23 protein-coding genes, 1 other RNA gene and 1 pseudogene are annotated in these 24,060 nt (G+C 42.4%); 13 read left to right on the top strand and 12 right to left on the bottom strand.

The window, feature by feature from the left end; all coding sequences use genetic code 11:
* Nucleotides 1-77 precede the first annotated feature (77 nt).
* On the top strand, nucleotides 78-281 hold the full coding sequence (locus C3420_RS04630) for a hypothetical protein (RefSeq protein WP_004810769.1): 204 nt from the start codon (nucleotides 78-80) through the stop codon (nucleotides 279-281).
* Between the two features lie 85 nt (nucleotides 282-366).
* Here the strand turns inward: C3420_RS04630 and rsmD are convergent, their stop codons facing one another.
* On the bottom strand, nucleotides 367-918 hold the full coding sequence (rsmD, locus tag C3420_RS04625) for a 16S rRNA (guanine(966)-N(2))-methyltransferase RsmD (RefSeq protein WP_103800635.1): 552 nt from the start codon (nucleotides 916-918) through the stop codon (nucleotides 367-369).
* A gap of 3 nt (nucleotides 919-921) precedes the next feature.
* Nucleotides 922-2,970, bottom strand: a complete 2,049-nt coding sequence (gene mrdA / locus C3420_RS04620) for a penicillin-binding protein 2 (protein ID WP_103800634.1) — start codon at nucleotides 2,968-2,970, stop codon at nucleotides 922-924.
* A gap of 240 nt (nucleotides 2,971-3,210) precedes the next feature.
* On the opposite strand from mrdA, the gene C3420_RS04615 reads away from it, so the two are divergent.
* The 4 genes from C3420_RS04615 (at nucleotide 3,211) to C3420_RS04600 (ending at nucleotide 6,155) form a co-directional block, all read left to right on the top strand.
* The gene (locus tag C3420_RS04615) at nucleotides 3,211-3,729 is read left to right on the top strand and encodes a hypothetical protein (protein WP_004893576.1); all 519 of its coding nucleotides are present in this window, start codon (nucleotides 3,211-3,213) and stop codon (nucleotides 3,727-3,729) included.
* Between the two features lie 66 nt (nucleotides 3,730-3,795).
* Nucleotides 3,796-5,112, top strand: coding sequence for a hypothetical protein (locus C3420_RS04610; RefSeq protein WP_004893578.1), 1,317 nt, complete (start codon nucleotides 3,796-3,798; stop codon nucleotides 5,110-5,112).
* A gap of 84 nt (nucleotides 5,113-5,196) precedes the next feature.
* A complete protein-coding gene (gene adk, locus C3420_RS04605; RefSeq protein ID WP_103800633.1) occupies nucleotides 5,197-5,856 on the top strand; it encodes an adenylate kinase in 660 nt (219 codons plus the stop codon).
* 86 nt (nucleotides 5,857-5,942) lie between these two features.
* The gene (locus C3420_RS04600; protein WP_004810756.1) at nucleotides 5,943-6,155 is read left to right on the top strand and encodes a hypothetical protein; all 213 of its coding nucleotides are present in this window, start codon (nucleotides 5,943-5,945) and stop codon (nucleotides 6,153-6,155) included.
* A 65-nt stretch (nucleotides 6,156-6,220) separates the two neighbouring features.
* Here the strand turns inward: C3420_RS04600 and nth are convergent, their stop codons facing one another.
* Nucleotides 6,221-6,925, bottom strand: coding sequence for an endonuclease III (nth, locus tag C3420_RS04595; RefSeq protein ID WP_004810755.1), 705 nt, complete (start codon nucleotides 6,923-6,925; stop codon nucleotides 6,221-6,223).
* Between the two features lie 4 nt (nucleotides 6,926-6,929).
* Nucleotides 6,930-7,721: an RnfABCDGE type electron transport complex subunit B gene (locus C3420_RS04590; protein WP_103800632.1), complete on the bottom strand. Its 792-nt coding sequence runs from the start codon at nucleotides 7,719-7,721 to the stop codon at nucleotides 6,930-6,932.
* Nucleotides 7,722-8,068: 347 nt separating this feature from the next.
* On the opposite strand from C3420_RS04590, the gene gdhA reads away from it, so the two are divergent.
* Nucleotides 8,069-9,412, top strand: a complete 1,344-nt coding sequence (gene gdhA / locus C3420_RS04585; RefSeq protein ID WP_004810752.1) for an NADP-specific glutamate dehydrogenase — start codon at nucleotides 8,069-8,071, stop codon at nucleotides 9,410-9,412.
* Between the two features lie 73 nt (nucleotides 9,413-9,485).
* Here the strand turns inward: gdhA and C3420_RS04580 are convergent, their stop codons facing one another.
* From C3420_RS04580 to rlmH, 3 genes are all read right to left on the bottom strand, one after another.
* Nucleotides 9,486-10,256: an META and DUF4377 domain-containing protein gene (locus C3420_RS04580; protein WP_213064667.1), complete on the bottom strand. Its 771-nt coding sequence runs from the start codon at nucleotides 10,254-10,256 to the stop codon at nucleotides 9,486-9,488.
* A gap of 184 nt (nucleotides 10,257-10,440) precedes the next feature.
* A complete protein-coding gene (locus tag C3420_RS04575; RefSeq protein WP_103800630.1) occupies nucleotides 10,441-11,217 on the bottom strand; it encodes a dioxygenase in 777 nt (258 codons plus the stop codon).
* A 113-nt stretch (nucleotides 11,218-11,330) separates the two neighbouring features.
* Nucleotides 11,331-11,813, bottom strand: coding sequence for a 23S rRNA (pseudouridine(1915)-N(3))-methyltransferase RlmH (gene rlmH, locus C3420_RS04570; RefSeq protein ID WP_103800629.1), 483 nt, complete (start codon nucleotides 11,811-11,813; stop codon nucleotides 11,331-11,333).
* Nucleotides 11,814-11,967: 154 nt separating this feature from the next.
* On the opposite strand from rlmH, the gene C3420_RS04565 reads away from it, so the two are divergent.
* On the top strand, nucleotides 11,968-12,915 hold the full coding sequence (locus tag C3420_RS04565; RefSeq protein WP_103800628.1) for a M28 family peptidase: 948 nt from the start codon (nucleotides 11,968-11,970) through the stop codon (nucleotides 12,913-12,915).
* 61 nt (nucleotides 12,916-12,976) lie between these two features.
* On the opposite strand, the gene lon is transcribed toward C3420_RS04565, so the two are convergent.
* Both lon and C3420_RS04555 read right to left on the bottom strand, forming a co-directional pair.
* Nucleotides 12,977-15,403, bottom strand: coding sequence for an endopeptidase La (lon, locus tag C3420_RS04560; protein ID WP_103800627.1), 2,427 nt, complete (start codon nucleotides 15,401-15,403; stop codon nucleotides 12,977-12,979).
* Between the two features lie 142 nt (nucleotides 15,404-15,545).
* The gene (locus C3420_RS04555) at nucleotides 15,546-16,136 is read right to left on the bottom strand and encodes a 5-formyltetrahydrofolate cyclo-ligase (RefSeq protein WP_103800626.1); all 591 of its coding nucleotides are present in this window, start codon (nucleotides 16,134-16,136) and stop codon (nucleotides 15,546-15,548) included.
* 350 nt (nucleotides 16,137-16,486) lie between these two features.
* Here C3420_RS04555 and C3420_RS04550 point away from each other — a divergent pair, with 350 nt between their 5' ends.
* Entirely contained in the window at nucleotides 16,487-17,677 is a 1,191-nt protein-coding gene (locus C3420_RS04550) for a YncE family protein (RefSeq protein ID WP_228152932.1), read from the top strand.
* A 69-nt stretch (nucleotides 17,678-17,746) separates the two neighbouring features.
* Nucleotides 17,747-18,199 (top strand): hypothetical protein, encoded by a 453-nt coding sequence (locus tag C3420_RS04545; protein ID WP_005221315.1) that lies wholly within the window; start codon nucleotides 17,747-17,749, stop codon nucleotides 18,197-18,199.
* An 89-nt stretch (nucleotides 18,200-18,288) separates the two neighbouring features.
* Here the strand turns inward: C3420_RS04545 and ssrS are convergent.
* From ssrS to C3420_RS04530, 3 genes are all read right to left on the bottom strand, one after another.
* Nucleotides 18,289-18,473: non-coding RNA, 6S RNA (gene ssrS, locus C3420_RS04540), on the bottom strand.
* 97 nt (nucleotides 18,474-18,570) lie between these two features.
* Nucleotides 18,571-18,858 carry a cell division protein ZapA gene (locus C3420_RS04535; protein WP_004810731.1) on the bottom strand — a complete coding sequence of 96 codons (288 nt, stop codon included), beginning with the start codon at nucleotides 18,856-18,858 and terminating at the stop codon, nucleotides 18,571-18,573.
* Nucleotides 18,855-19,412, bottom strand: a complete 558-nt coding sequence (locus C3420_RS04530) for a hypothetical protein (RefSeq protein WP_004810729.1) — start codon at nucleotides 19,410-19,412, stop codon at nucleotides 18,855-18,857. The genes C3420_RS04535 and C3420_RS04530 overlap by 4 nt, the downstream gene beginning before the upstream one ends.
* Nucleotides 19,413-19,476: 64 nt before the next feature.
* Between C3420_RS04530 and C3420_RS04525 the strand changes: the two genes are divergently transcribed.
* From C3420_RS04525 to C3420_RS04510, 4 genes and pseudogenes are all read left to right on the top strand, one after another.
* Nucleotides 19,477-20,112, top strand: coding sequence for a UPF0149 family protein (locus tag C3420_RS04525; protein ID WP_103800624.1), 636 nt, complete (start codon nucleotides 19,477-19,479; stop codon nucleotides 20,110-20,112).
* A gap of 109 nt (nucleotides 20,113-20,221) precedes the next feature.
* Entirely contained in the window at nucleotides 20,222-21,556 is a 1,335-nt protein-coding gene (gene pepP, locus C3420_RS04520) for a Xaa-Pro aminopeptidase (RefSeq protein ID WP_103800623.1), read from the top strand.
* Nucleotides 21,557-21,767: 211 nt separating this feature from the next.
* Nucleotides 21,768-22,724 (top strand): annotated as a pseudogene (locus C3420_RS04515) (diguanylate cyclase).
* Between the two features lie 578 nt (nucleotides 22,725-23,302).
* Nucleotides 23,303-23,545, top strand: a complete 243-nt coding sequence (locus C3420_RS04510) for a DUF378 domain-containing protein (RefSeq protein WP_004810720.1) — start codon at nucleotides 23,303-23,305, stop codon at nucleotides 23,543-23,545.
* Nucleotides 23,546-24,060 lie beyond the last annotated feature (515 nt).

Here is a 24,060-nt window from a genome sequence, read left to right as displayed (position 1 = left end):
AGACCAACAATGGCTGCGTGCACTCTCCATGAAATCGCTTGATACTGGCAGAGTGCAGGAAGGAAGAGGTGATGAAAATGAAAAAAATGATATTACTGTCATCTGTGCTGGCAGTGGCTTTAACCGGTTGTATGGTCGATCCTTGGGATGATGATTATCGTGGCCATCGTGACCGTAATGGACATTATGACCGTAACCATGGTGACCGGGACTGGAAAGATAGAGATCATCGTGATTGGAAACGTGATCGGGAAGACCGTGACTGGCGTGATCGCCGTTAAGAGATCAGCTGTTTATAATTTACATTTCACAAAAAAGGATTCCATATAGGAATCCTTTTTTAATATTTATTGTGCAAATGTTCATTTACTTTTTCTGATATAAGCCTGCACGTACTGTCCCAGCTTTGGTATTTTTAATCAGTTGCCAAGAAGAGGGGAGCTGCAAAGTATTTAAATCCCGATCTGCTTCGACATAAATCAGGCCTTCAGGTTTGATTAGCGGATCAGCAAGTTCAGCCAGAGAAGTCCATAAGTCCAAGCTGTAAGGCGGGTCTAAAAAGACCAGATCAAATTGATCTTTCAAAGTTTGCAAAGCCTGTTGCGCCGTGGTTACTTTCAGTTGTGCACGTGCTTTGGTGACTTGAAGCAGCTCCAGATTCTGGCTCAGAAATTGTGCCTGAGTACGATCCGGTTCAATCATCACCACGCTAGTCGCACCGCGGGAAAGTGCTTCCAAGGACAAAGCACCAGAACCGGCACAGATATCCAGCACCTTGGCATTCTGTACATCCCACATCAGCCAGTTAAACAGGGTTTCACGGACACGGTCTGGGGTGGGACGTAAACCGTCAATACTGGCAAAGGCTAGCTGACGGCGTTTCCAGTCACCACCAATAATTCGTAGCTGATTTTTCATATATTAATCTCCTTCTACAGCTGGTGCAGAGTTTGCAGATGAGCTCGAACGAGATGTATTCGATGTTGCGTTTGAGGAAGTTTGTGGTGCATCCGTGCTGTTAGGTGTTGCCGCAGCATCAGGGCTAAGCATACTTGCACCACTTGGTAGCTCGCCAGGTTTAATACCGGCGGTCATCAGTCCCCCACTTAATTGATGATTGAGTGGGCGTACCGGATTCTTATCTTTATGCAGTAACCAGTAATCAAAAATAGGGCGGGCGAGTGCAGTGGCTGCACTACCGCCGCGGCCATTCTCCAGAATGACTGCAATGGCAATTTCAGGCTTTTCTGCAGGAGCAAAACCGACAAACAGACCATGGTCAAGCTGGCGATCAGTCAGCAGGGCTTCATTGTAGCGTTTACCCTGCGCAATACTTTTTACCTGTGCTGTGCCGGTTTTACCGGCAATACTATATTGCAGGCCGCCTTTAATACCGCGACCCGTACCCGACTGAATAACATCAACCATGGCGTCGCGCATTTTGAACCAGTCTTCTTCTTTACCATTAAAATCGATCTTGCCATGGGTACCATTATGGACTTTAAATGCTTTGGCGCCACGGCTTTCACGCAAGACATGCGGTACGACTTTATTGCCATGGTTGGCAGTAATTGCTGTTGCCATCGCTAGCTGTAATGGTGTTGCTGTAAAGGCACCCTGACCAATACTCACAGAAATCGTTTCACCACGTGACCATTTAGATTTGCGGGTACGCATTTTCCATTCAGGACTTGGGTACAGACCAGAGCTTTCACTTGGTAAATCTACCCCCGTTTTTTCACCAAAACCAAACTGACGCATCCAGTCATTCATCTGTTCAATGCCCATACGATAGGACATGACATAGAAATAGGTATCGCAGGAAACCACCTGGGCTTTATGCAGATTTACAGTACCATGACCAGTTTTCTTGTGGTCGCGGAAACGGTGACTATCACCCGGTAAAGTAAAATAGCCGGGATCGGAAATCGCTGTATCCCAATCGACCAGGCCATAATGAAGGCCACCCAGGCCAAACATCGGTTTAATGGTCGAACCTGGAGGATAAGTTCCTTGCACCGCCCGGTTATACAACGGCTGATCAAGGTTATCACGTAAGTAAGAATAATCTTTGGTGCTGATTCCGGTTACAAACAGGTTCGGGTTGAAACTTGGGCTAGAAACCAGTGCTAAAATTTCCCCTGTACCTGGATCCATGGCAACAATAGCGCCACGACGTCCCGCCAGTTGCTCGGAAGCAACCATTTGCAGGCCATAATCTAAAGATAAAAACAGGTCATTCCCGCGTACCGGATCCTTACGTCCAAGATGACGCAGCACATTACCATGTGCATCTGCTTCGACTGATTCATTTCCTGGAACACCGTGGAGCAGCTCTTCATAGGATTTTTCGACCCCGATTTTCCCGATCAGGTTGGTACCCGCGTAAAGGTCCTTATCAATACTTTTTAATTCTTTGTCATTGATACGGCCCACGTAACCAATCACATGTGCAAACAATTCACCATGTGGATAGTAACGGGTCATCTGGGTATCAATTTTTACCCCTGGGAACAGGTGCTTAATTTCACTAAAGCGGGCAATATCGGTTTCGGTCAGATTCAGTTTGATAGAAACACGTTCTGTTTTTTTTGCGGTTTTAATCCGGCTATTAAAACGCTCGATATCTTCTTCGTTCAGTTCCAGAATCGGGATCAGGCGCTTAATCGTATCATCAATATCCTCAACATCGGCACGACTTAAGGTCGCGGTAAATACCGGATAGTTATCTGCCAAAAGGACGCCGTTGCGGTCATAGATATAGCCACGTGCAGGCGCAAGTGGTTGCAGGCGGATACGGTTCTGGTCAGAAGCCGTGTTGAACTCATCGAAGCTGACAATCTGCAAATAGGCATAGCGGCTGATTAGTAGCAGCATGCAGATGATGACCAAGCCAATCGAGAAAAACACACGATTGCGATAAATGCGTTTTTCTTGCTGTACATTTTTTAATGGAAAATGCTGCTTCATACGAGATCGACTTAGACCTGAACACGGATAGGAATGAAAGTGCGTTATTCTAACCCAACTGACCTGGTTTGGATATTGAAATACGAGTGGGCTACCCATCTGCTAAACGTTGACTTTGCAGACATTAAAATTGTCTGCAGTTGTATACAACTGTGTTGATAATTCTGCTAAAGTCCAAATTGAATAAAAAAAGAACGATACCTTAAAACTATAATGAATCAAGGATATTGGTGAAAAGGAATGAATAAATTATACCCTTTGCTGGCATTTGCTTTCATCGCAAATACGGCTTATGCAGATGATTCTACGTATAGATCTGAAGCAAAACTGAGCGATAGTCAGGCAAGTACCTGGAATGTGGGAGCAGGATTTACCCGGAATATGATTCATCTGAATACTGAGTGGGTGAATCCGTATGGAATCGCATATGTCAAAGGTGGTGTTTTTCTGGACGATGACAAGCCATTTGGTGCACAAGTTGGCTTTCGGTACCCGGCACACCTCACAGGAAAAGATAAAAATGGGTATTATGTCGGGGCTTATGCCGGACATATCCAGAGTAAGAAAGTAGATGGAGAATATGAAGCACGTCTGGGTGGGGGCGTAGATTTATCCTATGTCATGCTGAGTTCAGAACGAATCAGTACCTTCAGTGTTGGAATCGGTGCTGGTGAGGAAATGAAAAGCCGAAGTGGACATGTTGTGGCCGAAATCGAACCTCAACTACAATTTTCCTATACTTTAAGTATCGGTTTATAGAGAAAATATTCGACTTGATAAGAAAATTGTATTCTGTGAACAAAGAATTAAATATGGAAGTTATACATGCTTGAGTACGTTAACGAGTTGTGGCAAGCCTTTCTGATGCGTCCAGATTTCTGGGCTGTGCTCAGTATCATTCCTGTCACTGCATTCGTTACCTGGGCACACGTATGGATGGCCCTGAAAATGGTGTTCTATCCAATCACGTTCTGGGGATTCCATATTGGTCCATTGCCTGTCGGCTGGCAGGGCATTGTGCCACGCAAAGCAGGAAGAATTTCAGGAATTATCACAGACAATACCTTGTCTAAACTGGGATCGATCCAGGAATTTCTACAGGCGATGGACCCGGATGATATGGCACGCATCATCGGTGAACAGGTCGGTTTCGAACTTGAACATCTGATTGATGAGGTCATGATCGACCGTAATGCAGTTTTGTGGGAAAACTTGCCGTATTCTATCAAGCGCCGTATTTATTCCCAGGCACACAAACAGTTGCCGGATGTGTTGCGCGAATTAGTGACTGAGCTGACCATGAACGTCGAGTCACTTGTGGATATGCGTGACATGGTGGTCAGTCAAATGGAGGGTGACCGCCGTCTGATGGTACGCATGTTCCTAAAGGTTGGACAGAAAGAGATTAACTTTATCTGGCATATCAGTGCTTTAATTGGTATGTTCTTTGGTCTGTTCCAGATGATCGTATGGTTCGTGGTGCCTTGGCACTGGACCGTACCATTCTGGGCAGCAATTTGGGGTTTCCTGACCAACTGGATCGCCATCTGGATGGTCTTCAATCCAATAGAACCACACTATGTGAAATACCCGCAGTTCTTCGCTCGCACGCAGAGCCGCAAGTTTCCATGGATCAAACCGGTTATTCCACGTATTGGCACCTATAACATACAAGGTGCTTTTATGAAACGTCAGGAAGAAGTCTCTGACGTCTTCGCAAGTGTAGTGACAGAAGATCTGATTACGTTAAAATCGATCATGACAGAAATGATGTATGGTGGTAAGAAAGAAAAAACCCGCCGGATCGTCAAGCGTCACATTAACGAAATTATGGAAACTCCATTGGTTCGCACCTCTTTACAGCTATCCTTGGGGCCAAGAGAGTATGCAAAACTCAAGACAGACTTGATCGATCGCTCAATTGAAATTACGATGGTGCCTGTATGCGACCCTGCGTTTAATGCGAGCCGTGCACAGAAAATCTATCAAATGTTTAGAGACCGCATACGCGAGTTAACACCGAAGGAGTTTCAGAATCTTTTACGACCTGCGTTTCAGGAAGATGAGTGGATTCTGATTGTATTGGGTGGAGTAACCGGCTTTGTCGCGGGTTTAATCCATTTGTTTGTGGCTTTCTTATAACGAGACGCTGAAATGCTGGATACCTTTGGGGATGTCCAGACATTTGGTGTCCTATACATTGTTAAAAAATGAGGATGTTTATATATGCGCATTATCTTACTCGGACCACCTGGAGCAGGTAAAGGTACACAAGCTCAGTTGATCTGTAAGCGCTACAATATCCCACAAATTTCAACCGGTGATATGCTCCGTGCTGCAATTCGTGAAGGAACTGAGTTAGGTTTAAAAGCTAAAAGCGTCATGGACAATGGCGGTTTGGTTTCTGATGAGTTGATCATTGGTCTGGTTAAAGAACGTATTGCACAGCCTGACTGTGTAAATGGCTGCATCTTTGATGGCTTCCCGCGTACTATTCCACAAGCTGAAGCACTTGAAAACGAAGGCATCAACATCGATCACGTGATTGAAATTGATGTACCGGACGAAGAAATCGTGCAACGTCTTTCTGGCCGCCGTCAGCACCCGGCTTCTGGTCGTGTTTACCACATTGTTTACAACCCACCAAAAGTGGAAGGTAAAGATGATGAAACTGGTGAAGATCTGGTTCAACGCCCTGATGACCAGGAAGAAACTATTCGTAAGCGTTTAGGTTCTTACCATACTGAAACTGAACAGCTGGTTGGCTTCTATCAAGGCCGTGCTGCATCAGGTGAAAATGCACCGACTTATGACAAATTGAACGGTCTACGTCCAATTGAACAAGTTCAAGCGGATCTGTTCACGATTCTGGATCAGTCAAAATAATCATTTCACGATAATTTTGACATTCAGGGAGCCCTAAGTCATATTAGGGCTCTTTTTATTTCTGCGTCTTTAAAGGAATTACGACTGTGAAAATTGGTTTGTTATTACTCATGGTGGTGTTCTTGGTTGTTCTAGCAGGCCTTCTGGTCATGAGCTACCGAATGCTAAAAAAAGTGCAGAAACAGGAAAAAATCGAAAATAGAGGCAAAACTCCAGAGCGACAATTGCACCCGAAATTACAGGCTGAATTAGAGCAGCGCAAGAAAATGCAGCAGCAGTTAGAGGAAAAGCAAAAATAAGCATTCTTATCTGCTGAACGAGACAAAAAAAGCTGAACCAGAGTTCAGCTTTTTTATTTAAGGGATCAGTCAATATTTTTAACTGCAATTGGTTTGAGTGCGCCAAAGTCGAAACGGTCCGGCCAGTTACAGACATCAGCGACCACACATTCATGACATTTTGGTTTGCGTGCAATACAGCAATAACGCCCATGCAAAATTAGCCAATGATGCGAATCAATAATAAATTCTTTGGGAATCACCTTAACCAGACGATGTTCAACCTCAAGCACATTTTTACCCACAGCCAAGCCAGTCCGGTTACCCACCCGGAAAATATGGGTATCGACCGCCATTGTCGGTTGGCCAAAGGCAGTATTCAGTACCACATTTGCAGTTTTACGACCTACGCCCGGTAAAGCTTCCAGATCAGCACGATTATCCGGTACCACGCTGTTATGTTTCTTGATCAGCATCTCACAGGCTTTAATCACGTTTTCTGCCTTGGAGTTATACAGCCCGATGGTTTTGATATATTCCTTCAGCCCATCCACGCCAAGGGCATAAATCGCTTCTGGCGTATTTGCAACAGGAAATAGCTTGTCAGTCGCCTTGTTGACGCTGACATCAGTTGCTTGTGCCGAGAGTGTCACTGCGACCAGTAATTCGAAAGGATTAGAATAATTCAGTTCAGTTTTTGGATTCGGACGTTGTTCACGTAAGCGTTCAAAAAAAGTCTGAATCTGTTTTCTGGTCATGTTCTTTACAGGTTTGCCGCTCATGCTTGTCATTATCTTATCCCTGTAAATCCTGTAATTGCTGCATTAGTTCGGCAAGCTGGGTGCGTTTACCTGTATCTTCGCGGACAGACAGCTGTTTCTCAAGTTTCTTGATCTGGGTACGCAGTTTGGCCAGCTCAATCGTAGTTTTGGCGTCTTGAATCAATCCATCCTCATTTGGCTTTTCCACCACTTCAATCACGGGTACATTTTGACTTTGTGCAGAGAACTCGGCAAATAGTTCGGTATTGATTTCAGCACGTACCACAGGACCTTTACGGTCAATGCGGCGTTTTTCCTCACGTTGGATATGTGCATAGTAACGTTGGCGCAGATCATTCTGTTCCTGCACATGCTGTTCATCTGACATGAGTGGATGGGTATCTTCCACCAGATCAATACAGTCGACCGGGCAGGGTGGAATACACAGTTCGCAGCCAGTACACAAATCTGTCAGTACCGTATGCATCAGTTTTCCTGAGCCAATAATGGCATCGACCGGGCAGGCACTAATGCATTTGGTACAGCCAATGCATTCATCTTCACGAATCACTGCCTTCATGCGCTGAGGACGCCCATCAGCCTGAATGGGCCAGACACTTGGCTCAACACTAAGTTTAGGACGATTTAACAATCTGGCGAGGGCATCTGCCACCGGCTGTCCACCGGGTACACATTTGTTGGCTTCTTCTCCCTCGGCAATGGACTGGGCATAGGGTAGGCAGCCATCACGATGACCACATAGACCGCACTGGGTTTGGGGCAATAAAGCATCAATAGACTGGACTAGAGAGATTTGCGAATTCATGAATAACCTAGGCTGCTCAGGCTGAGCCTTAGAGTGAATGAAACAAAATATGTCAATTTAATGATTTTAACATGTTTTTAAGGAACTAAGTTATGCACGAATAAGGGTCACTTTGTGCATTATTATCAGGCATAAATTAACAATTAAGCATTGATTCAATTGGCATTTAAGCACACAGAAAAAATATTCATAATCAATATAAATAATTGTTATCAAATTAAATTTAAACTATTTTTAAAAAAAGTATTGTAGATTAGTTACAAAAGATATTTAATATTTTGCGCCAAAATTTAACATTGATTGTAAATTTGACCAATTTTGATCCATTTTCTGCTGAGGATTAAGCGTTGAAATACAACACACTTAATGAGTTCCTAGATTACGTTAAAACACGTGATGCACATCAACCAGAATTTCTTCAAGCTGTAGAAGAAGTGATGACAAGCTTGTGGCCGTTCATTCAAAAGAACCCACAATATGCAGCTCACGGTTTACTAGAACGTCTAGTTGAACCAGAGCGTGCGATCCAGTTCCGCGTTTCTTGGGTAGATGACCAAGGTCAAACTCAAGTAAACCGTGCGTTCCGCGTACAGTACAACTCAGCGATTGGTCCATTTAAAGGTGGTATGCGTTTCCACCCATCTGTGAACCTTTCAATTCTGAAATTCCTGGGCTTTGAACAAACGTTTAAAAATGCTTTGACTACTTTGCCTATGGGCGGTGGTAAAGGTGGTTCTGACTTTGATCCTAAAGGCAAGTCAGAAGGCGAAATCATGCGTTTCTGCCAAGCGTTAATTATCGAGCTTTACCGTCACCTTGGTTCTAATACTGATATCCCTGCGGGTGACATTGGTGTAGGCGGCCGTGAAGTAGGTTATATGGCGGGTATGATGAAGAAGCTCAGTAATGACACTTCATGCGTATTCACTGGTAAAGGCTTGTCTTTCGGTGGTTCATTGGCTCGTCCTGAAGCAACTGGTTACGGTACTGTGTATTTCGCTGAGGAAATGCTGAAAACTCGTGGCGATAGCTTCAAAGATAAAGTCGTGACCATTTCTGGTTCAGGTAACGTTGCGCAGTACGCTGCTGAAAAAGCAATGTTCTTAGGTGCTAAGGTCGTTTCTCTATCTGACTCTGCGGGAACTGTTTATGTTAAAGACGGTTTCACTGATGAACTTCTTGCTGAAGTGATGGAACTGAAAAACGTTAAGCGTGGTCGTATCTCTGAGTTCGCGTCTAAACACGGTTTCGAATACCTTGAAGGTCAACGTCCTTGGGGTATTAAGTGTGATATCGCGCTTCCATGTGCAACTCAAAACGAACTAGATGCTGATGATGCTGCTAAACTTCTTGCAAACGGTGCAATCTGTGTTGCTGAAGGTGCAAACATGCCATCTACTCTAGGTGCTGTAGAGAAATTCGTTGAAGCGAAAATCCTTTACGCTCCAGGTAAAGCATCGAATGCAGGTGGTGTGGCAACTTCTGGTCTTGAAATGTCTCAAAATGCATTGCGTCTTGGCTGGACTTTCGAAGAAGTTGATGAACGTCTTCATGCAATCATGAAAGAAATTCACCGTAACTGTGTGAAATTCGGTACTAAAGAAGACGGTACTGTGAACTATGTTGACGGTGCAAACATTGCGGGCTTCGTAAAAGTTGCTGATGCAATGCTTGCTCAAGGCGTATTCTAAGTCTGACTTAGTTTAAGCTTTAAAAAAACCGAGGCCATCGCCTCGGTTTTTTTGTCTCTGTTATAAAAATATTTTATAGCGAGCCTTTTACTGCTTCACGCTCGACGGCCATATCAAATATATAGGCATATTTAGACTGATCTGCTGCCGGATTCTTGATTTCAAAGCGTTTTACGCGAATTACCTGACGCTCATTTGGCGTATGCTGGAAGCCTTCGATTTGGTCATAGAACAGGTTCCAATCTTTATCGACCTGAGTTTTTAAGCCCTGCTCATTGTATTTGACTTCGCGCACCTGAAGGCAGGTTTGCTGTGCTACACCCGTACAAGCTTTGGTTTTAGGAGAAATTTCCAGGAAAATGATATCAGCCTGACCATTATAACGGGCTTCTGGCGTCATCTTCCCTGTGAAGACGTAAGCCTTTCTGTTTACGGTCAGAGTCAAAACCGGATTTTGAGCATCACTGGTATTTAAGCTAAATGGAATACGGGCATCATTAAAAATTTCGCCTGCCAGCTTTTCCTGTTGCATGGCATTGGTATCACAAGCTTTCATGGTTGAGATTAGGGTGCCAGTTTCCAGCTGACCCTCAGAGATTTTCCAGCTACCACCCAAGCTATTGCAGCTGGTAGTGACACTAAAACGATTCTCATCATGGAAGCTCAGTACCATATGTTCTTTTGCACCGGTATCAATGTGCCATTCATAAGCACTCAAAGTATTGGCGGCATTTTGTTGCTGTAATACAGACACGGCAAGATCTCCTACTTTTTGGACATCATTGGACTGACAAGCTGCAAGGGTTAAAGGGAATAATGCAATAATTAAGTATTTTAATTTCATTGATTGAATAGTCATGAAGCAAATAAATCAGACTTAAGCTTAAACGATTCATTTTTAAAAAATATGGATACATTCTGAAGCTTTAGGTAGCAAAATGTATCCATGAAAATTGCATGATGAGTAAAATAAGACAGGAAGATTTTCTTAGACCTAAGAAAAAAGGCTCAGATAGAGCCTTTAAATCCTAGTCAAAACGATAGATATCCATACCCAGTGAACCCATGCTAAAGCTGCTATGCACCAGACTGAAACGGGTACCAGTTCCCATTGCAAAGAAAATCGGTGCAAAGTGTTCCAGGGTCGGGTGATTACGTTCCAGGTAAGGAATACTTGGCCAATCCAATACTGCTTCATAGTCACTATGAGCGAGTTTGCTTACCACATAATTGCGGAAGGTTGAGGCCCATTCTGGAACAATATTGGATAGTCCAGTACGATCCAGCTCTCGCAGGTTATGCGTGATACTGCCTGAACCAATCAATAGGACCTGCTGCTCACGCAGGGGGGCTAGCGTTTGACCAATTTTATAAATGTCATGTGCAGTCAGGTTGATGGGCAGGGAAATTTCTACCACCGGAATATCTGCATCCGGATACATATGTAGCAGTGGCATCCACACGCCATGATCACGCGGGCGTGAATTATTGGCATAGGCGCTAAAGCCAGCTTCAGACAGCAAGCCGAGAATCTGTTCAGCCAGTTCTGGTTGACCCGGCGCAGGATAACGTAGTTGATATAGTTGAGGCGGGAAGCCACGGAAATCATGCCAGGTTTCTGGACGAATACCGGTATTTACTTCCAGTGCATTACTTTCCCAGTGGGCAGACATTACAATGATTGCCTCTGGACGTGGCAAATTGACACTTAAACGCTCCAGTGCTGGACCTACCTGTTCAGGATTCAGGGCAAGCATTGGAGAGCCATGGGAGATAAACAGGCCGGGAAGCGTTTGTAAGTTCATAGTTCAAGCCACATCTGGAAGATGTCTTCAATAATGCATGAAAGCAAGCGAAGTAAGGAGGGGAGATTGTTCAACAATTCGTTGCGGAAATAGAACAATAGCCAATTCTCACCTTAACCCGCACGGTGATAAGGGTGATTATGATTAATGCTCATGGCACGGTACAACTGTTCAATCAGCATGACACGAACCAGGGGATGCGGCAAGGTCAGTTTGGATAGTGACCAGTGCCATGCAGCTGCCTTACGTACCGCTTCAGAATGACCATCCGGCCCACCAATGGCTAAAGCCACATCATTACCTTCCAGCATCCAGCCTTTCATGGTTTCAGCCAGTTTTTCGGTACTGAATTCACGACCGCCGACTTCCAGTGCGATCAGGGTTTCATTTGACTTTAATGCATTCAGGATACTATCGCCTTCGATATTACGATATTTCAGGATGTCGGCTTCTGAATCATTCTTGCCACGTTTCGCCATCGGCAATTCAATGATTTGTGTTTGAACAAATGGCTGTATGCGCTTGAAATAATCTTCAAAACCAGTGAGCACCCAAGCTGGCATTTTTTGACCAATGGTCAGAATACGGATTTTCATACAGACATCGTGTAGTTCAGAAGTGCTTATTATAACGATGAAACAACATGAAGTTGAATATAGAAACAAATTGAAATTGCATTAGAAAAAGCACTGCTGCATAAATATCCAGAGTTCAAGTTTCTGCTTGATCATGTCATGGAAATAATAACAAATGCGGATTGTAGCCATTTTAAGAAAAAGTTATCTGGGTTTGCTGATCAGTCTGTCTTTAATCTTCCCGAGCTGGGCCTGGGCCAATCCAGCCAGAAATGCTCAAGTCAAAAATTTCGAGCTTTACTTTAGCCAGATCCTGAATGTGGATGAATTTAGAAATCACAAGAATACGGCTGAACTGAACCGGGTATCCGGTTGGTTGAAAGAGCAGATGCGACGCTTTGGTATCCCGTGTCAATTTCAAAGCTATATTGTGAATAGTCAGGGCTATCGCAATCTGGTTTGCCAGCTCAATATAAAAGCCAAAGATAAAATCGTTATTGGTGCTCACTATGATGTTTTTGCCAATCATCTCGGTGCGAATAATAATGCTTCTGGCGTCGTAGGAGTGGTGGAAGCTGCACGATTGTTGGCCCTGCAAAAAAATAAACTGAAAAATAATATCGAGTTTGTTTTCTATGGTCTGGAAGAACCGCCGTATCTCAACACAGAGCATATGGGCAGTGCGATCCATGCCAAGTCATTGAGAAAACAAAAGCAGAAAATACGTGGCGTCTTTGTACTGGACTCTATTGGTTACTATGATGAAAATCTGGTACAGAGTTATCAGGCAACTCTAAAATGGTTTTATCCTCGGCATGCCAATTATATTGCCAGTATTGGACATCTAAGTTCAGTAGGACTTACAGGAAAATTTTGCGAAGCTATGCAGACGCGTCAGCGTTTAGAGTGTGAACGTTTTATTATTCCTACTTTTATGCAGGGACTGGATTATTCGGGCTATCTCAGTTATGCCAAGCAGAATTTTCCAACTGTACTGATCAGTGACACAGCTCATTACCGTTATCCTTATTACAACACTGAGCAGGACACTCTAGATAAACTGGATCTGAAAAAAATGGCTTATGTGGTAGACGGATTGATGCAAACCGTTCTAAATCCATAAAATTTAGGTAGAGATAATAAAAAAAACCTGCCGGAGCAGGTTTTTTTTATGAGCAGATCACTTAGTGACGTGCGGCTTTAGATTCATCAGTCGCTTTTACAATTGGGGTTTTTACCAATGCTTTCGGCATAGAGGTAAGTGCCAATGGTAAAATCTCATCGATTGATTTCACGGCTTTGATTTCCAGACCTTCTTTCACATTTTCAGGAATTTCAGCCAAGTCACGTACGTTGTCTTGCGGAATGAATACCAGCTTGATCCCACCACGGTGAGCAGCAAGCAGTTTTTCCTTCAGACCACCGATACGCATCGCACGACCACGTAAGCTGGTTTCACCGGTCATCGCGATATCAGGACGAATCGTAATACCTGTGAATGCAGACACGAGAGCAGTGGTTAGTGCCAGACCAGCAGATGGGCCATCTTTCGGTGTCGCACCTTCAGGTAAATGTACGTGTACATCGGTTTCTTCAAAGCGGGAAGCTTCGATACCCAATTCAGCTGCACGCGTACGTACTACGGTCATCGCGGCGGTAATCGATTCTTTCATCACATCACCGAGAGAACCGGTAGTAATGAATTTACCTTTACCCGGAACCGCTGCTACTTCAATTGTCAGTAACTCACCACCAACCGAAGTCCAAGCCAGACCATTTACGCGACCCACTTCTGGTTCTTCTTCAGCCATGCCGAAATCGAATTTGTGAGGACCCAGGTACTCTGGCAAGTTGTTCGAATTCACTTCAAGCTGAAGATTTTTCGCTTTCTTGCTCACCGCTTCTTTAACTACCTTACGGGCAATTTTAGAAACTTCACGTTCCAGGCTACGCACACCAGCTTCGCGGGTATAACGCTGTACGATGTCGCGAATCGCCTCTTCATGAATGGTCAATTCTTTGCTGCGTAAACCATTGTTCTTGATTGCTTTCGGAACAAGATAGCGTTCAGCAATATTGACTTTTTCATCTTCGGTATAACCCGGTAGACGAATCACTTCCATACGGTCAAGCAAAGCTTCCGGAATATTCATGCTGTTCGCAGTACAGATGAACATCACTTCAGACAGATCCAGATCCAGATCCAGGTAATGATCGTTGAACTTACTATTTTGTGATGGATCTAGTACTTCAAGCAGTGCAGAAGCAGGGTCACCACGGTAGTCCTGAGCCATCTTGTCGATTTCATCAAGCAAGAACAGTGGGTTTTTTACACCAACTTTGGTTAAAGACTGCACAATTTTACCTGGCATCGCACCGATATAAGTACGACGGTGACCACGGATCTCAGCTTCATCACGTACACCACCTAGGGCCATACGCACGAATTCACGACCAGTTGCTTTGGCAACAGATTCACCCAGAGAGGTTTTACCTACACCCGGAGGACCTACTAGACATAGAATCGGGCCACGCAGTTTTTTCACACGTGACTGAACTGCCAGATATTCCACAATACGATCTTTGACATCATTCAGACCATAATGATCAGCATCCAGAATTTCCTGAGCCTTGTTCAGGTTAATGCTGACTTTGCTCGCTTTATTCCAAGGTGTATCTAAGATCACTTCAAGATAGTTGCGAACAACCGCAGCTTCACTTGATGCAGGTTGCATTGCTTTCAGCTTGCGGAACTCAGCTTCCGCTTTTTTACGTACGTGCTCAGGCAGGTCTGCTTCAGCCAGACGTTTTTCAATCTCAGCGACATCATCTTCTGCACCGCCATTCAGGTCAGAAAGTTCGCGTTGAATCACCTTCATTTTTTCATTCAGGAAATATTCACGCTGATTCTTTTCCATTTGGCGTTTAACTGAATCATGCAGGGTTTGCTCAATCTGCTGTTCTTCAGACTGTTGCAATAAATAAGTCATGAGTTCAGTTAGATGTGCTTCAAACTCATCGTGCTCAAGGAATTTTTGCTTGATTTCGATGTTCAGCGGTACACGGGTTGCCACGAAGAACAATAACTGAAGCAAGTCTTCAATTTTATTTGCAGCTGCAATCAGTTCACGTGCATTACGTAACTTCGCTTCTGCATACTGGGCAAATAACGCACGCAGTTCCTCTACACGGGTATCCTGAGTATCATTGTCCATCTTGACAGTGATCGGACTAAGCTCATGTTCAGCAGTCAGATAATCAGTGTCATCAATGATTTTAGTTAATTTGGCACGATAAAGGCCTTCAATGAGTACCTTGATACAGTTTTCATCATTTTCATGATTCACAACCTGCACAATCTTCGCGACAGTACCGTATTGATATAAGTTGTCGTGATCAATTTCTTCTGTAAGCGAATCTTTTTGCGCAACCACAAATACCAGATTGTCACTGTTACGAGCCACATCAACTGCATTGATCGATTTTTCACGACCGACAAATAGCGCGATTTGCATGTGTGGATATACCACTACATCACGTAACGCTAAAAGTGGTAATACACTTGGAACCTGAGGCTCAAAGCTTTCTTCATTCATAATAATTTCAGACATGGGCACTCCTAATGAGTGACAACGATGTTGCCATGTATTTTATAGTGATGGGTATTTTTAAAATTACAAGGGCCGTTCAGATGAAATTGTATAATTATTGACTAATTATTTGATTTAAAAGTAACTTAGTCAATGAATTGATTTACAAACGCTTAAAATGTAATAAGCGTGTAGGAGTTAAAAGTGCATCTACAGGCTGATCCCATTTTTCCCGGGGTAATGATGTTTCTACAAGCTGTAAATCATGTGCCAAACCAAGACGATAGGGTTTTTTATACGCTGTCGCCAAGGTACGGTCATAATACCCACCACCCATCCCGATCCGGGTACCTCGATAGTCACAGATCAATAACGGCATAATTAATAAATCAAGTTTTGATACATGCAAACCACGACTTTGCATAGGTTCACGCATGCCTAAACGGTGATGGAAAAAACGCTTGTTTCGGTATAGGTGTTTGTTAATCCGTACCCATTCTAATCGCTGATTCATGTTACAGATCACTGGCAAATAGACTTTTTTATCGACAGAGAAACAATATTCAATAATTTGCTGAGTGCGAATTTCACCAAAAGCATCTAAGTAAAGACCGACATGCTGTGAGTGAATAAATTGAGAATTTGATCTAAGCAGATTTAGCACCTGCTGGGCAGATTTTTTTTGTTCAAATCGGGAAATGCGACGACGGGCTTGGCGGATTTTTTTTCGGAGTTCCTGAACGGTCGTATACATAAATTATCTGAACTTTAGATGGTGCTGAGCATAAGTCTAAGGCAGGAAAAGAAAAAAGTAAAAAAGAAGACCTAAAGAAGATAAATTTTGAGTAAAAGCAGGTGATGACTAAGAATTTTCACAGCTAGTCGAGTATTGAAAAATATTTTATTAATATACATAGAATTAATTTATTTATCGGAAACTTCCCCAACAATCCAAATACCTTTGTATATTGGAACAGCTTGAAGTTTTGCCCTGGTCGAAGAGCTAAAACTCAACTCAAGAATAATATAAAAAACAATTCAGGATTGAATAATAAAATCAAGCCATTAACACGGTTTACACAACTATTTTTTGGTCTCGGTAGCATGCTGGCAGGATTAAGCTATGCTGCAGTGCCTAACTTGCCCGCACCACCGAATACACAACAGGTTTTTTTTGTCGGTAATAACTGGGATGGTACAGTCACGGTGATCCGTCCATCAGGTGATTTTGGTAAAGTCGGGGTGATTAATATGATTCCGGATCGCAAAGAGCGCTTACTTGAGATCCATCTTAATCCAATCAAATTAATTGCTTATACTTATATCCAGGCGACGGCAGGGGAAGGTAATGATCAGCTGGTAGATGATATGTATTCCACACCAGACGGTCAGTCCGTTGTGGCTTCACGTCCAAGTTTTGCCGATGTGGTATCAATTAATATCAAAACTGGCAAAATTAACTGGCGTACACCAGTCGAAGGCTTCCGGGCAGACCATATGGCAGTTTCACCAGATGGACAGCGCGTGGCTGTTTCTGCATCCTCGGGCAATGTGGTACATGTCCTGGATATCAATACAGGCAAGGAATTAGGACGCTTCGCGACAGGGGATAAACCCCATGAAAATATCTACTTTAATGGTGGAAATAAAATCCTGAATTCTGCAATCGGTAATGTCGAAACATCCATGGATGCCCAATGGCAGGACTTTACTAAGGGTAAACGTTTTATCACTATTGCCGATGCAAATACTTTTAAGGTTTTAAAGAAAATTGATTTCCGGCCAGCTTTAGATAAATTTGGGCGTAAAGATTTGTCCAATTCAGTTCGTCCAATGGTCTTGAGTAAGGATGAAAGCAAAATCTATGCGCAGGTCTCTTTCTTTAATGGTCTGATTGAATATGACCTAAATCAGGACAAAATTACCCGTATCGGTCAGCTGCCAGGCAGCAGTACGATTCCAAGTGATCGTACCAAATGGGTCAATGATTCCCGCCACCACGGACTTTCAATTAGTGGCGATGGTGAAAAACTCTGTGTTGCAGGGACAATGGATAATTACGCCACTATTGTGAATCGTAAAACCTTAACAGCCGGTCCTTTAATTCCAGCCGGTAAACCATATTGGGCTACCCTAAGCCCAGATGGCAAAAACTGTGTCATTTCTGAAAGTGAAACAGATGTAGTGACAGTGATTGATTTTGCTACAGGCAATAAAGTGATGAGCGTGCCTGTAGGCAATCATCCGCAACGGGTTCGTATTGGTTATGCACCTAAAGACTGGTCTACCCCATAAAAATAAAAGTGTTAAAACAGTAGAGAACCTCTCTGCTGTTTTAATATGAATTTTTAGGATAAACGCGAAATGCTGAATAACAATAAAAATATGATCATCGGTATTGCAATGATCTTCTTCAGTGGTTTAGCACTGATGCTTCTTTTAATGAAAGATGAAGACAGTATTGCAAAAGCAGAACACTCGAGTTTGGATGAACAGCCCGTCTTGATCCAGCAAGAATCACAGCTACCTGATCCAACTCCTATGCTTGAAAATGAGCAGAAAATTGCACAACAGAATCAGCAAATCATACAGAAGCGTGATGATCTCTATATGCAATTGGCAGATATTTCGAATCATCTCAGCCAAGGCAGAAAACCAGACCTAAGAGAAGTAAGTAGAATTTTGGAAATGCAGCGACAGCTGGTAAAGGTAAAAGTGATTTCTGTACAAGAGGCAACCGCGACCATTCAATTTTTACAAAAAGTGTTACCTGAAATGGAGGGTGAATTGGCGCGTGAAATCAAGCTAATTGAATAAAAGATGGTGTTAAATAAGATTAGATTTTGAAAATTAAAATGTTTTTATAATACTGCCAAGAATTGAGCTGCTCATATTCTCAAAAAATAAAACACTCCGAAGATGCCGCTGCATGTGTCGTTACCCTGAACCCGATGAGTTCAAGGTGGACGCGACGTATACTTGCTGGGTTTCCCACTCGAAGGTGGGCATACACTCTAAATATACAGAACGCAATCCATAAGTTTAAGTATCGGCAGGGGAATAGACCCGCTGGCGAACATCCCAGAGTTAGACTTAGTATAAACGATAAAGTTTATGTGGCAACTCTATGCTGTGTTGGAACTGTAAACTTGACCATTGATCGAATGAAGTTTAAACAAAAAGTCTGCTTATTCAGTCAGTTCTTCAACTTCTTCTAAAATAGTTTGTAACAAACGTTCGCAGTGGGCATATTGTTGCAGTGATTTATTCATGCTCAATACTTCCTGCATCAGTTCTAGCGCTACCATAATCACCAGTTTGCTTGGTTCCATACGAGGTGCTTTACGGCGAAATTCATCGTATTTGTCATTCAATAGTTGCGCTGCACGTTCAAGTTCTTCGCGTTGATCTGCGGTGGAGGCCAGACGGAAACTGTGGCCAATTACTCTTAAATCAATAGCAATCTGTTCGCTCATGTTGACGCTTCCTCAGTCGTTTCAGTCGGATGGGCCAATTGCTGAATTTCCTGTGCATGATGATCTTGAGCTGTGCCCAGAATCGCCAGACGCTGGATAATCGCTTCAACCTTGGCTTTAGCATGCTCATTCTTCTGGGTCAGACGCTCAGTTTCCTGATGCAGGCGCTGAATTTCCTGACGTGCCTGTTGCTGTTCATTCAGCAGCTTTTCTTTTAAAGCACGCAGTTCATTACGCTCAGCCAGAATTTCCTGAAAACGGTTTTTCAGATCGGTGCAGCTTTTTTCTAGACGGCCATACCGGTCTGCGAGTGCAGTCGCATCATTATTAAGCTGTTGATATTGCGAGCGAGACTCAGCTAACTGCTCAGTTAAACTGTCATTTTCTTGTTGTTTTTGGCTAATAATGCTGTTTTTTTGAATGATTTCGGCTTGATGCTGACTCAGAGAGGAGTCCTGTTCTTCACGCAGGCTGGAGTTTTCGTTCTCCAGATGTGCAAGGCGCGTTTTTAAAACGCCAATATGCACTTGTAGACGCTGTAATTCTTCTAACATATCGAGGTCGCACAGTATTGCAAACAAAGGTAATATATAAGCAGTATAGAGATTGGATAAACGAATGCAAGACGATATTTCAGGTTGGTCAGATTGGCACCGCAATTTTTCTTCAATTGAGGAAATTTCCAGCCCAAGCGAACTTCAGGGTTTGCTTACCGGTATTGTTTGTGTGACCCAGGCGCCGAGTAGCGAAGAATGGTTACAGATTCTGGAAACTTTAGATGTCCCTGAGCTTGATGCGGAAGCATTGGAATTACTAACAGGTGAAGCAGAAGACGTATTCCACTCACTTTCTGAAGATGAGCTGGATTATCTTCCATTACTTCCAGATGACGAGCATAGCCTGGCAGAACGTGTGCAGGCATTGGCAGACTGGTGTGCCGGTGTAGTGCTTGGTTTTGGTCTGGCAACAGGCTATATTCGTGATGATGAAATGGAACTGATTGAACATTTACAAGATGTTGCAGCAGTTGAATTTGAAGATTCTGACGACGATGCTGAAGGTGAGGAAAGCTATCTGGAGTTGTACGAATTTGTACGTCTGATTCCAGTGAGTTTGTCTGTGGGTCGTAAAAAAGTTGAAGTTGAGGAAACGCCACTTTTGAAACGTTTTACAGCTAAAGTAAAAACTGAGTCTACGGATCCAGCTCAGGCACAATCTGTAGTTGAAATTTTCTCACCACATCGCCCAAGCTGAACTATAGCTATTTAGCTTTAGAAAAACCGGAATAAGTCCAGTCATCCTCTGGCTTACTCTGGTATCAAATCATATTCAAGAACAGCATTGATATAAGAAGTAAGGACCAATGAAGAAACTGACACAAGCAGAATTTCAGGAACGTCGTGATATCCTCGCCGGGGAAATAGGACTACGCAGTATTGCCATTATCGCCACCAGCCCAGTGGCCCTGCGTAACCGTGATGCTGACTATAAATATCGTGCCGATAGCAGTTTCTTTTATTTGACGGGCTTTGCTGAACCAGAAGCTGTGGCTGTGATCGAAACCTTTGACAGCGAAGAAGAAGGTTATACCTACAGTCTATTCTGTCGTGAACGTGACCGCGAGATGGAAATCTGGAATGGTTATCGTGCCGGGGTGGATGGTGCTGTCGATGACTATGAGGCAGATGAAGCTTATGCGATTGATCTGCTTGATGAAGAAATTCTGGAAAAATTGCAAAACAAGGACAAATTATTCTACCGGGTCGGCCATAGTGCAGAGTTTGATGCGCGTGTCGCGAAATGGATTGCACAAGCCAGTGGTGAAAGCCGTCGAGGAAAATCTGCACCTGCTCAAATCGTTCAGTTAGACCGTATTGTTGATGAAATGCGTCTGCATAAAGATGCCAATGAAATTGAACTGATGCAGATCGCATCAGATATTTCTGCGGAAGCACATACCAGAGCGATGCAGACTGTACGTCCGGGTATGATGGAATATGCACTGGAAGCAGAGCTGAACTATGTATTTGGCAAAAATGGCTGTGTACCTTCTTATAACAGTATTGTCGGTGGTGGTGAAAATGCCTGCATCCTGCACTATGTGGAAAATGACAAAGAACTGAAAGACGGTGATCTGGTGCTGATTGATGCAGCCTGCGAATATCAGTTCTATGCATCCGACATTACCCGTACTTTCCCGGTAAATGGTAAATTCAGTCCTGAACAAAAAGCACTTTATAACATCGTGCTTGATGCACAGATTGCTGCGATCAATGCAGTTCAGATCGGCAACTCCTATAAAGAACCACACAATGTGGCAGTGCGAATTCTGGTTCAAGGTTTGCTGGACTTGGGGATTATGCAGGGCAAGATTGAGGAAATTATCGAAACCGAAAGTTTCCGCCAGTTCTATATGCATGGTACTGGACACTGGTTGGGGATGGACGTGCATGATGTCGGTGCTTATAAGGCAAATGGTGAATGGCGTCCTTATGAAGAAGGTATGGTCGTGACTGTAGAACCCGGTCTGTATATTGCACCTGATGATGAAACGGTTGATCCAAAATGGCGTGGCATCGGAATTCGTATTGAGGACGATGTAGTTGCGACTCAAAATGGCCCATTGGTATTAACTGCCAAAGTGGTCAAAACTGTGGAAGATATTGAAGCCTTAATGGCAAAAGCTTATGCTGCTTAAAAATACGATAGCTTGAAAAAAGCTGGTCATTTGACCAGCTTTTTTATTTTTTAAAATAATATGAATCTAATCAAATAAATAATGAATTAATCTTTCACTGAATGATTTTATTAGAAATAATCTGGATATTTTTTGATTCAATTCTTATATAATTCTTTTTTTAATCTCCCTAAGCAGTATTTACAAATACTCATCATTCTGAGTGTTCTCCATGCACAGTATAAAATTTCATAATTTTGAAGAAGCGGGCAAGCAGGTACTTCAATATCTTCATCAGCATTTGGGTTTTGGCTTATGGATGATCACTCGTGTAGAAAATGATGATTGGATTATTCTCCAGGCAGAAAATCAAAAATATGATATTAAGCCAGGCGAAGTATTTGGTTGGGCGGATTCATTTTGCTATCACATGGTACAGGGAAAAACTCCTAAAATAGCGCCATGTTCTAACGAAATCGAACTCTATTCAAAAGCACCGATAAATAACAAACTGTCGATCAAATCTTATATTGGTGAGCCACTATTTAATGAAGATGGATCAATTTTTGGAACAATTTGCGCTATTGATGATAAGCCCCATTCTGAAGATATTTTAAAAGATGCGGCACTCATTTCGCTTTTAGGCAGTTTATTGAGCTCAATTTTACAAAGTGAATTGCGGGAAAATAAACAGAGACGTTTACGTGAACGTTATGAGGTAGAAGCACTCACCGACAGTTTAACCGGACTGTATAATCGCCGCGCCTGGGATCAGCTGTTAGAAGCTGAGGAGGGACGCTGTCAACGTTATGGCTTACCAGCTGCAATATTTAGCATCGACCTGAATGATTTAAAGCAGGTGAATGACTAGTTTGGACACGAAGCAGGAGACCAGTTAATTCAGCGTACTTCAGATGTACTGGTAGAACATATGCGTGTTAATGATGTGATTGCATGTATGGGTGGGGATGAATTTACGATCTTATGTCCTGAGACCAAAGCTGAAGACGCAGCGATTTTATATCATCGTTTAAGTGAAATATTTGCAGCTGCCAATATTCATGTGGCAATTGGCTATGCAGTCCGTCAGCTGACTAAAGATCTACATGAGGTCTTAATAGAGGCAGATAAGAATATGTATCAACATAAGAAAAAAGCGAAACTGGAAGCAGATGATTTTATAAGCTAAAACTCGTTGAAACGAAACCATCCAGGCTTGATGATCTGCAAGAAACTTCCCTAATGTATATTTGTTGAGAGACAGTATCAAAGTATCCCTTTGCTCAGATAAAAAGCACAATAATTGCCTTTCATCTATTTTTATCAATTACTGGATTTAGATATTCAATATCTGATTACTGCATAGGAAAATATTTTGAGCGGAAAATTAAAATCTAAACTAATGAAATTTATTACTCATACTTTTAAACAAGCAATTTTTCCATTCGTGATAGAATATTAAATCAGAATGTAGAAGAAATAATTCATAGTCTTTAGTTGTTTTTAAATCAAATAAAAAATATTAAAATCAATAAATTAAATATCATTAATAAAATATTCAAAGCTTAATTCTGATTTGATTTACGTAAAATATGAACAATTCAAAGAAAACCAACCCAATTAAAATTTAATGCTTATAACATGACATTTATTCAACATAGATCAACACAGAATAGGGACTTTTAGCATCAAGACTACATATTCATTTTACTATGGCTTGCATAATTTTGGATGAGAATTAGTCAAACATTAGCTTGGAGAAAAATCATGAGAAGACTTGGAACTTTAGACTGGATCGCCTATGCATTAGCCATTATTGGTGGCCTGAATTGGGGCTTAGTTGGTGCATTCGACTTTAACTTGGTCGCAGCAATCTTTGGTGAGCAGAGCGCTCTTTCTCGAATTATTTATGTCTTGGTTGGTCTATCAGCGATTTACCTGATCTATACTGCAACTAAGTTAGGCCGTCATGATGTCCATCATGAAGCTCATACACGAACAATGCATTAATAAGTCAGTATAAACTCACTTATTATTAGGTTAAAGAAAATAAGTAGTTAGAGTGAGTTGATTGCTAAATAAAAACGGAGCTTATGCTCCGTTTTTATTTTAAAAATAATAGCTAGATATATATTTATTTCTGATAATCAATTATTTAATTTTATAATATTTATATTGTGGATTTTTGTCTTTATATAGAAATTTTCAATTTTTGTTTTAAGAAATTAAATTAAAAATATTTTAGTCAATGATTTTTACCTAATTTAATATCCGTTTTATATATTTGGCTCACAAAATTAGATCTCTTTCATAAATCAAAAAACGATCTTCTTTTTGGTTGATATTTGCACTCCGGATTTCTTGGCATTCGTGCATAATCTGCGAATGAAATACATCAATTCAAACAAGCTTTCTGATCCTCAGTTCAAGCGATACACAGGCATCTCATGGTCAACTTTCTATTTGATGGTTGAGCAATTGCAGAAGCATGTCTCTGCCAAAGGCAGACCGCCCAAGTTAAGCCT

It is taken from the genome of Acinetobacter sp. ACNIH3, from assembly GCF_002918965.1.
GTDB lineage: Bacteria > Pseudomonadota > Gammaproteobacteria > Pseudomonadales > Moraxellaceae > Acinetobacter > Acinetobacter schindleri.
The sequence above is the reverse complement of the archived record's forward strand: the minus strand, read 5'-3'. Positions and strand labels throughout refer to the sequence as shown.